Source organism: Pragia fontium, from assembly GCF_900638655.1.
Classification (GTDB): Bacteria; Pseudomonadota; Gammaproteobacteria; order Enterobacterales; family Enterobacteriaceae; genus Pragia; species Pragia fontium.
Genome location: NZ_LR134531.1, coordinates 2632544 through 2645891, shown reverse-complemented (window position 1 = coordinate 2645891; position 13348 = coordinate 2632544). Strand labels below are relative to the sequence as shown.

The following is a 13348-nucleotide window of genomic DNA, read 5'->3' as shown; positions in this document are numbered from 1 at the left end:
CCATGACACTAACTGCACAACATATGCTTGCTCTGTTACCGCTGTTAATCGTTGGATTGACCGTGGTCGTTGTGATGCTATCCATTGCGTGGCGACGCGATCACTTCATTAATGCAACTATTGCGGTTATCGGCCTCAACGTTGCGCTGCTTTCGCTGTTCATTGTTGGACAGCAACCGGCAATGGATGTGACGCCGCTATTAAGAGTCGATGGATTTGCCATCTTCTTTACTGCTCTGGTCCTGCTGGCCAGTCTGGCTACCTGTACTTTTGCCTACCCATGGTTGAGTGGTTACCCAGATAATAAAGAAGAGTTTTATCTACTGGTGCTGATTGCGACATTGGGTGGCGTGGTATTAGCTAGCGCCAACCATCTGGCATCGCTGTTTATCGGTATCGAACTGCTTTCACTGCCGTTGTTTGGTCTGGTGGGCTATGCCTATCGCCAGCGTCGTTCTTTGGAAGCGGCCATTAAGTACATGGTTCTGTCCGCTGCTGCATCGTCTTTCCTGCTGTTTGGTATGGCGCTGCTGTATGCCGGAACCGGTGGCTTGTCCTTCGCTGACCTTGGTCGGGCGATGGGCGATCAGGCGCTGCATCAACCGCTGCTGATTATTGGCTTAGGTCTGATGTTGGTTGGTTTCGGCTTTAAGCTGTCATTAGTGCCATTCCAATTATGGACGCCAGACGTTTATCAAGGCGCGCCTGCGCCGGTATCAACTTTCCTGGCAACCGCCAGTAAAATTGCAATTTTTGGCGCGTTAGTGCGTATGTTTATGTACGCACCGGTTGCCGACAGTGAGTCCGTTCGTACTGTGCTGGCGATTATTGCCTTCTGTTCAATTTTATTTGGCAACATTCTGGCTATCACCCAAAGCAACATTAAACGCATGCTGGGTTATTCATCTATTGCCCATCTTGGTTATCTGTTGGTGGCACTGATTGCTGTTCAGGGTAATCAGCTATCCATTGAAACGGTTAACGTCTATCTGGCAGGTTACCTGTTTGCCAGCTTGGGTGCCTTTGGTGTAGTTAGCCTGATGTCCAGTCCGTATACTGGCCCTGATGCTGAGTCGCTGTTCTCTTACCGCGGTCTGTTCTGGCATAAGCCGATTCTGTCTGCGGTATTAACCGTGATGATGCTTTCTTTGGCCGGTGTGCCGATGACATTAGGCTTTATTGGTAAGTTCTACATTATCGCCATTGGTGTCAGCGCCGATCTGTGGTGGTTAACTGCCACTGTGGTGGTAGGTAGTGCGATTGGCTTGTACTACTACCTGCGCGTTATGGTCAGTCTGTATCTGGACGCACCTCAGGAATTGCGCCGTGATACGCCAAGCAATTGGGCATTAACGGCCGGTGGTGTCGTGGTGCTATTGTCTGCGCTGGCGGTGGTGTTCTTCGGTCTGTATCCGGAGCCATTGATTGCGTTAGCCAAATACGCATTGCCAATGTAATTCTGGTTGATTTTCAGATAATAAAATACCGGCCAATATGGCCGGTATTTTATATTGTGGACAAATTTTTTATTAAGTGTGGTGAACGTTCCGGCGGTAAAAAACAAGCATGAATATGATCATCGTGCGTAGTCGGAAAATCACCAATACTTAGTCGTGGAGTGCGACAGGCCTGGATTTCCTACGCCCCCCCACGGACACCGCCGTCAGGAATGGCGTTGAACAACATGAAGTGTTGGCCCGAAGGGCAGGTTATAGGATGTAGCCTGTAAATCGCCCCTGTCGTTTGGCAATTAATACCTTTCTTCATCAATTTGATAATATCGCTCGATGTGGGCAGGTGTTTTTTTATCTGATTTTCGACGAAATCCGCCGTATAATCCGTTTCTTTAGTTTTATGTCCCGAGAGGTTGTAGTGAAGCAAATGTCTGAACTGGTAAAGCTGCTGCATCAGCGCCTGCAAGAGGCTGCTCGCCCGCAACCAGGAAGGGAACGTATTTCGGTTCCTTTAACGCTTCAACAACGCTCTTCATTACTGCCTTGGCTGGCAGCACAACCGATTTTTCCTCAGTTCTACTGGCGTCAGCGTGACGATAAAGAAGAGGCCGCAGTATGCGGTGAAGTGGTGCGATTTAATGATGCCGCTTCAGCCCGTCAATTTCTGATTAGCAATGACGTTGGCAACATGCGTATCTGGGGGCTGAATACCTTTGATCAGGTTGAAGCGCCATCGGCGGATAGGCCAAAAAGCGCGTTATTTCTACCGCGTATTGAGATGCTACGCGATGCCGACGGTGCTCGTTTGGTGGTGAATCTCTACAGTGAAACATCGCTGGCGGATGATGTTGCTCTTGCACAGCAAAGCCTGAAGTTATTAACCGCCGGTGAGCCATTGGCTCCTCTTAATGTAAAAATTAATGCGGTTCACCATCAACCTGAAAAGCAGGGATGGTGTGATTTATTGGATCAGGCACTGGAAGCCATTAGCCAAGGTCAGTTTGAGAAAGTGGTATTAGCTCGCCAGTCCACACTTTCCCTCAATGCGCCCTTGAATCCTGCGGCGTTTCTGAACGCCAGTGCTGCGGTCAATCATCACTGTTTCCATTTTATGATGCGTATGGATCGCGAAACCGCCTTTCTGGGCTCGTCTCCAGAATGTTTGTTCTTACGCATGGGGCGTAGTTTGACGACGGAAGCGCTGGCGGGAACCGTGGCGAGTTCGCCGGATAATCAGGAAGCCAAGCGATTGGGCGATTGGCTGATGCGGGACAAGAAGAACCAGCATGAGAACTTGCTGGTAGTCGATGATATTTGTCAGCGCTTGCAGGGCGGTATTTTGGTTATTGATGTATTGCCTGCGGAGATCGTGCGTTTGCGTAAGGTTCAACATCTACGTCGCTGCATTCATGCTGATTTGGCCAAGATCGATGATGCTGATAGCTTACAGCGCTTACAGCCAACCGCAGCGGTTGCAGGACTACCTCGCGAACCGGCCCGTCAGTTTATTCTGCAGTTTGAGCCTTTTACTCGCGGCTGGTATGCCGGTTCAGCCGGGTATCTTTCTTTAAATCAGACTGAGTTTGCGGTTTCTCTGCGTTCTGCGCTGATAGAGGGTAACAATATTCACCTGTATGCTGGGGCGGGTATCGTTGCAGAGTCGGATCCACAGCAAGAATGGCTGGAGATAGAGAATAAAGCGGCTGGGCTTAGAACGTTGTTGGAGAGAGAAGGGGAGTAATTGTCCGATCTCTGTTCCCGTTAAATGTTAATTGTGGAGAACAACATGAATCTGTCCTGTTTAGAGCTACGCATCCCACCTCCGATCATTTTTATGATCTCCCTATTATTAATTGCTTTATTGAACTGGCTGTTGCCCGTCAATTTCCCTCAAACAACCTTGTTAATGGCACTTTGTGGTGTAAGTTTTCTGGCTTCCGGCTTGATTGGCTTAATCAGCCTGAGGGCTTTTATACGTGTGAAGACCACGGTTAATCCGATTAAAGTGCAATCAGCCAGTACTCTGGTAGTGAATGGGCTATATGCTTTTTCCCGCAATCCGATGTATTTAGCGTTAGCTTTACTGTTGTTGAGCGTCTGTCTGTATTTGGCTAATCCGTGGACCGCGCTGGGCATGCTGTTTTTTGTGCTGTTTATTACACGCTTTCAGATTCTTCCTGAAGAGAAAGCCCTGATGGACGTGTTTGGTGAGCGTTATCAGGCTTACCGTAAGCGAGTTCGGCGCTGGTTGTGATCTAATATTTTTTCCTGATTCATCTATTTGTCATATTCCCAGAGTAAAAAACAACGCATTCTGTGAATCACATCAAAATCTACGCGGGTAGATTTGATATATCTACGCGAGTAGATAAACTTTACAGAATGGTGGACGGATCCATTCTATTTTTATCAGTGTTGGTGTTTATCAGAACCGCACGGTTTAACCAAGTGATCGCCGGGAAAACCGGTAATTAATCTGTATTAATGCAGGGGATCGTTAATGACAATAATAAATCATTCTGAGTCAGCCACTCAGGCACCAACAGAAATGCTGGCTGCCGACGAAAGGCTATCGACACAGGAAGGGCGCAAGGATTTCTGGCGAGCCACATTCTCATGTTGGCTTGGTACAACCATGGAATATGCTGACTTTGCTTTGTATGGTCTGGCGGCGGGTATTATTTTTGGTGATGTATTCTTCCCGAATGCCACGCCGGTAGTGGCGTTGATTTCCAGCTTCGCAACCTATTCAGTTGGCTTTGTTGCCCGGCCGATTGGCGCATTGTTTTTTGGCTGGTTAGGGGATCGCAAAGGCCGGAAGACGGTCATGGTGATAACCATTACCCTGATGGGGGCTTCAACCACCTTAATCGGTTTAATTCCAAGCTATGCGGCTATTGGCCTATGGGCGCCAGCCTGTCTGGCTCTGTTGCGCTTTATGCAAGGTTTGGGGGCTGGTGCTGAATTATCCGGCGGTGCGGTGATGCTAGGGGAATATGCGCCAGCTGAGAAGCGCGGTTTGGTTTCCTCGATTATTGCGCTGGGATCAAACAGTGGGACATTGCTGGCGTCATTGGTCTGGCTGATTGTGCTACAGATGGATAAGCAAACCCTGTTGGATTGGGGATGGCGAATTCCGTTCCTTTCCAGCATTCTGATTGCTGCGGTAGCGCTATTTATTCGTCGTAATATGCGTGAAACCCCAGTATTTGAACGCCAGAAAGAACTGCTGGAGCAACAGCGTCGTCAGGCGTTGGAAGAAGGGCGTAAGCATATTGAAGAGAAAGATACCCGTAGCTTCTGGAAACGTACCAAAGCGTTCTGGATTATGGTGGGTTTACGTATCGGTGAGAATGGCCCTTCTTATCTGGCACAAGGCTTTATTATTGGTTATGTCGCCAAAGTATTGATGGTGGATAAATCGGTACCAACCATGGCGGTATTTATTGCTTCGCTGCTTGGTTTCTTGATTATCCCACTGGCGGGCTGGTTATCTGATCGTTTCGGTCGTCGTATTACCTATCGTTGGTTCTGTATTCTGTTGGTGCTGTATGCATTCCCGGCCTTTATGCTGTTAGAAACTCGTGAGCCTATTATTGTTATCGGCACCATTATTGTCGGTATGGGCTTGGCATCGTTAGGTATCTTTGGCGTACAGGCAGCATGGGGCGTTGAACTGTTTGGCGTGACCAATCGCTATACCAAGATGGCAGTAGCTAAAGAGCTGGGTTCCATTATGTCTGGCGGTACGGCTCCGTTGATTGCTTCTGCTATGTTGTCGTATACCGGTCACTGGTGGCCTATTGCGGCTTACTTTATGTTTATGGCCGGTATTGGTCTGGTAACGACGTTCTTTGCGCCAGAAACGCGCGGACGCGATCTCAATTTGCCGGACGACGCAATTTAACACAATGAGTACCGATTAATACCCGGTAAAATGGTATGTTACTGCCTGAACCGGGTATTTTTCGTCAGTAGGGCGTTTTACCCTATATAACCGTTTGATAATCCAGTATTCGTGATACTTATTGGGTAGATTAAGTGAGTCATTCAGTGTTGAATCAACATTCTCGCCGGGTTACGCGTTCTGATGTGGCGCGTGAAGCAGGAACATCGGTTGCTGTCGTCAGCTATGTGATGAATAACGGGCCGCGCCCGGTTGCAGAGGCAACCCGGCAACGCGTGTTGGCTGCGATTAAAAAAACCGGTTACCGCCCGAATGGGATTGCGCGGGCGTTAGCTTCCGGAACAACACGCACCTATGGTTTGGTGGTACCCAATATTTCTAACCCGTTTATCTCTTCTATGGCTCATGCACTGCAACAAGAAGCGTTTAAGCATGGGCAGGTGTTGTTATTGGGAGATGCCGGTGACGATCGCCAACGAGAATTGGAACTAATAAATAACCTGTTACTTCGACAGGTTGATGGCTTGCTGTATACCAGCGTTGACCGTCACCCTTACATTGAATTGATTCAGGCCAGCGGTACACCATTTGTTATGTTGGATCGGGTTGATCCCGAGATGAACGTTAGTTCTATTCGGGTAGATGAAAAAGCGGCGGCGTTTCAGGCCACCTCTCATTTGATTGAACATGGTTATCAAGACATTGCCATTATTTGTGGTCCACGAGATATGCTAAACACTCAGGATCGCATTAGCGGCTGGCGTGAAGCATTACAACATGCAGGCTTAACCGTTAGAGAAGAATGGATCTTCGCGACTACCTATACCCGTGAAGGGGGGTATCAGGCTGCGCAGCAGATGCTGAAAGGAACGTTACCCAGAGCACTGTTTACGACCAATGAACTACAGGCGCTAGGCTGCTTACGGGCGCTGTCGGAACAAGGGATTTCAGTTCCTGATGAACTGGCATTGGTGTGTTTTAACGGGACGGATGAGTCACAGTTTAATGTGCCCTCATTAACCACCGTGCGCCAACCCGTTAGTAAAATGGCGAAAGCGGCCATTGAAATGCTGAAAAACTGGAATAATTCTCCTGACTTACGTGAGTTTGCTTTTGATTTGCAGATTGGTGAATCTTGTGGGTGTTCGCCAGTAGTTCCGGCACACTCCGTTAAACTGAAAAGATAAATATATGCGTTTAATTATTGATTGCGATCCGGGAAATGGCGTAGCAGGTGCCAATGTTGATGACGGTCTGGCGTTAGCGTTAGCCATTGCCGCACCAAATATTTCTTTAGAATTGATTACGACGGTGGCGGGTAATACCGCCAGCGCGGTGGGTTTTTCCGTTGCCCGCTCGATGGTGGAACGTTTAGGGTTAGATATTCCCGTGCGGCGTGGGGCGTCTCAAGCGCTGGTGGAGCCAGCCGCACCGTGGCGGGACAGGCTCGATCATGGTGCTGAACGCAGCGGTCTGATTGACTTATGGCGTGGCGTACCTGCACCCAGTATTGCACCTTATGAAGCGCCAGCGGCAGCGCACGCGATTGGTGAGCTGATCTGCAATAACCCGGGAGAGATTACGCTGGTGGCGATCGGCCCACTGACTAATATCGCTCATGCGATACAGCTTTATCCTGAGATGGTTAATGCGGTGGCTGAAATTGTGATTATGGGCGGCGTATTTAACGTAGAGGGTTATATCAAAGATACCAATTTTGGTATTGATCCTGAAGCGGCGCACGTGGTGTTGACCAGTGGAGCTAATATTACTCTGGTGCCGATGGATGCGACGGTTCAAACACAGATGTTACATCAGGATCTCGATCGGATTGCTGAGATCAATACACCGCTGAGTGAGTTTCTGGTTGAAACCATACGCCCGTGGATTGATTATTCTATCCAAACTCGCAAGTTGCCCGGTTGTTGGATTCATGATGTTTTGGTGGTGGCTTGGTTATTGGATCATCGTGTCGCGACGACAGTGACTCGATACGTGGATGTTGCGCTGGAGGGGGTATTGACTCGCGGGACGACCTGGCAGCGTGATCCGCATAATCTTCGTTTAGATGTGGGAATTGCGCCACCGCAAGGTAAACCGGTTACCGTATTGGAAAACGTAGATAATCAAAAATTATTGTCAATTATTCATCATAATCTGAATATTTATCGTTAATTGTCCATAATAGGCATAGGACGTTATCATCTGCGTCTTATGTCTCTATTTTATTTGAATTTCAAACAGGTGGTCGATCTCATTTAATCAGTAAGGGTTGTTTTCCTGACATTGAATAACAGGATATTGTTATGCTGACTTTGCTTCATTTGCTTTCCTCGGTGGCCCTGCTGGTTTGGGGGACGCATATTGTGCGTACTGGCGTTATGCGGGTATTTGGCTCGGATCTGCGTCGGGTGCTGAGTGCCAGCATCCAGAAGAAGGGCAGAGCATTTGTTGCTGGCGTTGGCGTAACGGCACTGGTGCAGAGCAGTAACGCGACAGCGTTGCTGGTGATTTCTTTTGTTGCTCAGGGATTGATCGGGTTGTCCCCAGCGCTGGTGATTTTGTTGGGTGCCGATGTGGGGACTGCGCTGATGGCGCGGGTATTAACCTTTGACCTGTCTTGGCTCTCGCCGTTATTAATACTGTTTGGGGTAATCACCTTTCTCAGCCAGAAGAAAAATCGTATTGGTCAGGTTGGTCGTGCCTGTATCGGTTTGGGATTGATAATACTGGCCCTGCAATTGATCGTGGTATCCGCTGAACCGATCACTCAGGCCAGCGCGGTGCGCGAAGTGTTTTCATCGCTGGCGGGAGATGCCGTTCTGGCTTTGCTGATTGGTGCGTTGTTTGCGATGATCAGCTATTCCAGTCTGGCGGCGGTCTTGTTGACGGCAACGCTGGCAGCAACGGGTTTGGTTCCCTTAAATATTGCGCTGTGTATCGTGATTGGCTCTAATCTTGGCAGTGGATTTTTGGCCATGCTGAGTAGCCGAGGTCAAGGTGCCATATCTCGCCGTTTAGTTCTGGGTAGTTTGCTGTTCAAAATTATCGGCTGTATTTTGGTGGTGCCGTGGATTGGTCTGTTTACCCAGTGGCTTCGTCAGTACTCACTTCCTCCGGCGGAAGTGGTGATTTATTTTCATGTCATTTACAACTTGTTGCGCTGTTTGCTGATGCTGCCTTTAGTGGAGCCGATGGCCAGACTAACGACGCGTCTCATCTCAGAAGACCCGACGCTGACCAGTCAATTAACCCCACGTTATCTGGATACTGCAGCCTTAGATACGCCATCATTGGCGCTAGCTAATGCGGTACGAGAAACGCTGAGGTTGGGGGATGTCATTGAACAAATGCTGTTAGGGTTTAATGAAGTATTGCAGGGAAACCAGCAGCATAAACGGGAAGTGGCACACCTGAAAGACGAAAGCGATATGCTATATGGGGCGATTAAGCTCTATCTGGCACGCCTTCCTCAGGATGGGCTCAGTGATGTGGATTCCCGTCGTTGGGCAGAGATTATTGAGACCACCGTAAATCTAGAGCAGGCCGGTGAAATTATTGACCGTATGACGTCAGAAATGGCTTCTAAGTCGCTGAGTAAGAATCGTTCTTTCTCCATCAAGGGCATTGAGGAACTGAATACATTGCATGTGCGTCTGGTGAAAAATCTGGATCTGGCGATGTCAGTATTCTTGTCCGGTGATATTGATAATGCTAAGCGCTTACGTCGAGCTAAGCACCGTTTTCGATTAGTGAATCAGCGTTATGCACTGGCGCACGTCGATCGTCTTCATCAGCAAAATGTACAGAGCATGGAAACCAGCTCATTGCATATGGGACTGTTGGCGGATATGCGCAGGCTGAATTCTTTATTCTGTGCCGTAGCCTATTATGTGCTGGAAGTTCAGGAAGACGACAGGGATTCAAACGAGAATGAATAGTCACTAACTTACTGATGTATAAGATTTGTCAGGCAGGGTAAAGGTTTGTCGTTGCCGTTGATTCCTGACCGAACTCTGGCTAATTTGTGGGAAATATCGGATTAGATAAAACGTCTGTCAGTTAAGGGAATCGCTATGAACGTTAATTATCCTACCCCCTACGAAGTGGGCGATGTGGTTTTTACCTGTATTGGTAATGTACTGTTTCGCCAGATTTCTGCCGCCTCTGCCTGCTGGAGTAATCATGTTGGTGTGATTATCGGTCACGATGGGAACGATTATATCGTGGCAGAAAGCCGAGTGCCGCTGTCGCAAACCACCACGTTAACTAAATTTGTTGCCCGTTCTGTTGACGGTCGTTATGGCGTCCGTCGCTTGCAGGGTGGGTTATCCGAACAGCAAAAACAGGCCTTGGTGGAAGAAGTGCCGCCTCGTTTGAACGTGCTCTATCACACCGGGTTTAACTATGAGTCATCCCGCCAGTTTTGTTCCAAATTTGTTTTCGATATTTATCGCCATGCCTTAGCAATATCGGTAGGGAAACTTGAAACTTTTGACCAACTGCTCAGTAGTAATCCTGAGGCGAAGTTACAATTCTGGCACTTTTGGTTTTTAGGTTCGATTCCCTGGAACAGAAAGACCGTTACACCAGCCAGTTTGTGGTTTTATCCATCATTAGTACCGGTATATAACAGCCATCCCAATGCGGGCGAAACGGAGCCTGATTGGTATTATCATTAATTCGGATTCTATGGACAGGAGACTATCCGCCTTGGATAAATATAATCAGGCCTCTGCCGATAAGATTATGCTATTTGTCAAAAATGAAGTGAGCCAGTTTGTTAACGCTCATCCAGGAGAGGTGTTCTCCGCTTTTGCTTTTGACTGCCATATCCGAGAAGGCGTAGAGCTGAATTTATGTCTAACCACTCATAGTCATCTGAATGACATCCTGCATTACTACCAAACAGGCGCCCGTAGAGCCTACTACCAGTCTGATGAGGGCATTTTAAGCCTGAAATACAATACCGGTGACTGGCAGTATCAGTGCTTTAGCAGTATGAACTGCGTTGAAGATCCTGATTATTCCTATTTTGAGATTAATGAAGAACAAAAATACCAATATTGGTTGAGCCTGTTGGCGCAGCTTATGATTGAGTTTCTACAAACGCCGGAATATGAGGCGATTCCAAAATATCAGGATTTTAAAGTACTGGTCTACGATCATGATGAAGAGCCGGAAAACAGCGAGGTGCGGTTAAGTGCGCTGCTGGATTCTCCCGTTGTTCAGCTGAATTAAGTGACTATCCCCAACGATACCAACTGTTATCAACGGAAACTAAATGTGTCTGATTGTTACCTAAACCGTTTTATTTCACTTATTGATAACTTAGCGATGGCTGTAACGATAAAATATGGTTTATTAATATCGATAGATTGACTTAAAAATCAATACGTTTTACTCGTAACCCTTTTCATCCTGTTGGTTTTATTGTCGCTCATGGGGTGTTGGTGTAAGATATGTGTCAATTATGAATTCTATTCCTTAGCAAAATCAATCGATTAAGCTGAGTTTCGGTGAGTTCCCCATGTCGATAAGTGTGTTTAACCGCCGTTGGGCGGCAGTACTATTGGAAACATTGACCCGTCACGGGGTTCAACATGTTTGTATTGCTCCGGGGTCTCGCTCTACCTCTCTGACGCTGGAAGCAGCGGCTAATTCTAAAATAATTTGTCATACCCACTTTGATGAACGCGGTTTGGGGCATTTAGCGCTGGGTATTGCTAAAGTTACACAGGCGCCGGTAGCGGTGATTGTGACCTCTGGTACCGCGGTGGCTAATCTTTATCCGGCACTGATTGAAGCCGGATTAACCGGAGAAAAGCTGGTGCTGTTAACGGCAGATCGACCGCCAGAACTGATTGACTGCGGTGCTAATCAGGCGATTTATCAGCAAGAAATTTTTTCCCATCATTTAACTCAATCGGTTTCGTTACCTCGTCCAACGCCGGATATTTCGGCGGCTTGGCTGACGTCTACCGTCGATCGGGCTATGGGCGAACTCAAGCAAGGGGCTTTACATATTAATTGCCCGTTTGCCGAACCGTTATATGGTGGAGAGACATCAGCCTATGCTGAATGGTCAGATACGCTGGGTGACTGGTGGCAAAGCAATAAGCCGTGGTTAATCACCGGCGCAGAATATACGCTGGCTAAGCAGCCCGATTGGGGCAACTGGCAGCAGCGCCGTGGCGTTGTTGTGGCGGCGAGAATGAGTGCGGAGCAGGGGTGTCAGGTCGCGCAATGGGCTCAGACTTTAGGTTGGCCACTGTTAGGGGATGTACTGTCCAGCTCAGGACAACCGTTACCCTGCGCCGATTTATGGCTAAATAATCCTAAAGCCCAGGCGCTATTAGCACAGGCTGAAATTGTGGTGCAGTTTGGCGCCAGCCTGACGGGCAAACGTATGTTGCAGTGGCAGGCTAATTGCCAGCCGCAGGAATATTGGTTAATTGATAACTTTAGTGGTCGCTTGGATCCGGCAAACCATCGTGGACGGCGTTTGGTGGCGGATATCTCGGCTTGGTTGCAGTTGCACCCCGCGAAGCAGAATTTACCATGGGCTCCTGAACTGGAATCAATCTCTAATACCGCCAAAGCGTATGTAGCGAAGCAATTGGTTGATAAATTTGGTGAAGCCCAGATGGCCAGCCGATTGGAACGTTTACTGCCTGAAGACGGTATCTTCTGGGCTGGAAATAGCTTAATTGTTCGATTAGTTGATGCGCTGGGGCAGCTTCCCGCAGGCTATCCGGTTTACAGTAATCGGGGCGCCAGTGGAATTGATGGTCTACTGTCTACCGCGGCTGGCGTTCAGCGCGCGGTCGATAAACCTATGCTGGCGGTGATAGGCGATATTTCCGCGTTGTATGACCTGAACTCATTGTCTTTAATAAGCCAATGTACGGCGCCAACCGTGCTGGTAGTGGTAAACAATGATGGCGGTTCTATTTTCTCCCTGTTACCCACGCCGCAAGCAGAACGAGAACGTTTCTACCGTATGCCGCACGGTGTGAATTTTAAACATGCCGCCGCCATGTTTGGTTTAAACTATGCCAGCCCACAAAACTGGGATGAACTGCAAGCGGCGGTTAAACAATGCTGGCAGCAAGGCGGCATACTCCTGTTGGAATTACAGGTTGCGCCCCATGACGGAGCACAAACGTTGAGCCAAATGGTTCAAGACGCGGCTCAGTTTTGATGTTGGCGGCGAAGTGTTATCCAGCAGAGGGAGCTGATAAGTGTCAGCCTTGGTTGGTATTTATTCACGGTTTGTTAGGTGATGGTCAGGACTGGCAAGAGGTGTTACCTCACATCAGCGGTTGGTCCTGTATGACAATTGATTTACCGGGGCACGGTGGCTCGAAGCCGATTGCGGTAGAGAACTTTGAACAAATGAGCGACCAACTAAGGGAAACCTTGCTGGCTCATGACATTCAACGTTATATACTGATTGGCTATTCATTAGGTGGACGCTGTGCCATGTATCATGGTTGTTTTTCCGCTGATGATGGCTTAGCGGGGTTGGTGATTGAAGGAGGAAATCCCGGATTAATCAATCAACAACAGCGGGATGAGCGTCAGGCACATGACCAGCTCTGGGCGGATAAATTTCGTCACCATCCGTTACCTGACGTATTGGACCAATGGTATCGCCAGCCAGTATTTGCCAGCTTAAATGAAGAGGCTCGCCAACGGTTGATTTTACGCCGTGGTACCAATAGCGGTGCAGAGGTGGCAAAGATGCTGGAGTCAACGTCTCTGGGTCAACAGCCTTGGTTGACGGAACGGCTTAGTCAGTTAGTAACACAACGGAATTTACCTTTTTGTTATTTATGTGGTGAACAGGATGCAAAGTTTCAACAGATTGCGCTGGAGAACCATTTTCCACTGCGTATCGTTGCTGCTGCGGGCCACAATGCACACGTTGCTAACCCGAAGGGGTTTGCCGATCAATTGATTAATTTTTTGAAGGAATGCTAAC

At 48.3% G+C, this 13348-nt stretch carries 11 protein-coding genes; all 11 read left to right on the top strand.

Annotated features, from left to right (window positions below; all coding sequences use genetic code 11):
• The first annotated feature begins 2 nt into the window (after positions 1 to 2).
• The 11 genes from nuoN (at position 3) to menH (ending at position 13347) form a co-directional block, all read left to right on the top strand.
• Positions 3 to 1457: an NADH-quinone oxidoreductase subunit NuoN gene (gene nuoN / locus EL341_RS11350; RefSeq protein ID WP_047781458.1), complete on the top strand. Its 1455-nt coding sequence runs from the start codon at positions 3 to 5 to the stop codon at positions 1455 to 1457.
• 415 nt (positions 1458 to 1872) lie between these two features.
• Complete coding sequence (gene menF, locus EL341_RS11345; protein WP_126467824.1) at positions 1873 to 3195, top strand: isochorismate synthase MenF; 1323 nt, start codon at positions 1873 to 1875, stop codon at positions 3193 to 3195.
• Positions 3196 to 3240: 45 nt separating this feature from the next.
• Positions 3241 to 3708, top strand: coding sequence for a methyltransferase family protein (locus tag EL341_RS11340; protein WP_164720461.1), 468 nt, complete (start codon positions 3241 to 3243; stop codon positions 3706 to 3708).
• A 246-nt stretch (positions 3709 to 3954) separates the two neighbouring features.
• Positions 3955 to 5361 (top strand): MFS transporter, encoded by a 1407-nt coding sequence (locus EL341_RS11335; protein WP_047781456.1) that lies wholly within the window; start codon positions 3955 to 3957, stop codon positions 5359 to 5361.
• A gap of 146 nt (positions 5362 to 5507) precedes the next feature.
• Entirely contained in the window at positions 5508 to 6548 is a 1041-nt protein-coding gene (locus EL341_RS11330; RefSeq protein WP_126467822.1) for a LacI family DNA-binding transcriptional regulator, read from the top strand.
• A 4-nt stretch (positions 6549 to 6552) separates the two neighbouring features.
• Complete coding sequence (locus EL341_RS11325; protein ID WP_126467820.1) at positions 6553 to 7536, top strand: nucleoside hydrolase; 984 nt, start codon at positions 6553 to 6555, stop codon at positions 7534 to 7536.
• 131 nt (positions 7537 to 7667) lie between these two features.
• Positions 7668 to 9302 (top strand): Na/Pi cotransporter family protein, encoded by a 1635-nt coding sequence (locus tag EL341_RS11320; protein WP_074822690.1) that lies wholly within the window; start codon positions 7668 to 7670, stop codon positions 9300 to 9302.
• Between the two features lie 135 nt (positions 9303 to 9437).
• On the top strand, positions 9438 to 10043 hold the full coding sequence (locus tag EL341_RS11315) for a YebB family permuted papain-like enzyme (protein ID WP_047781453.1): 606 nt from the start codon (positions 9438 to 9440) through the stop codon (positions 10041 to 10043).
• A 31-nt stretch (positions 10044 to 10074) separates the two neighbouring features.
• On the top strand, positions 10075 to 10602 hold the full coding sequence (locus EL341_RS11310) for a DUF4303 domain-containing protein (RefSeq protein ID WP_164720460.1): 528 nt from the start codon (positions 10075 to 10077) through the stop codon (positions 10600 to 10602).
• 289 nt (positions 10603 to 10891) lie between these two features.
• Entirely contained in the window at positions 10892 to 12565 is a 1674-nt protein-coding gene (gene menD / locus EL341_RS11305) for a 2-succinyl-5-enolpyruvyl-6-hydroxy-3-cyclohexene-1-carboxylic-acid synthase (protein ID WP_126467816.1), read from the top strand.
• Entirely contained in the window at positions 12565 to 13347 is a 783-nt protein-coding gene (gene menH / locus EL341_RS11300) for a 2-succinyl-6-hydroxy-2,4-cyclohexadiene-1-carboxylate synthase (RefSeq protein ID WP_126467814.1), read from the top strand. Before menD ends, menH begins: the two co-directional genes overlap by 1 nt.
• The last annotated feature ends 1 nt before the right edge of the window (position 13348 follow it).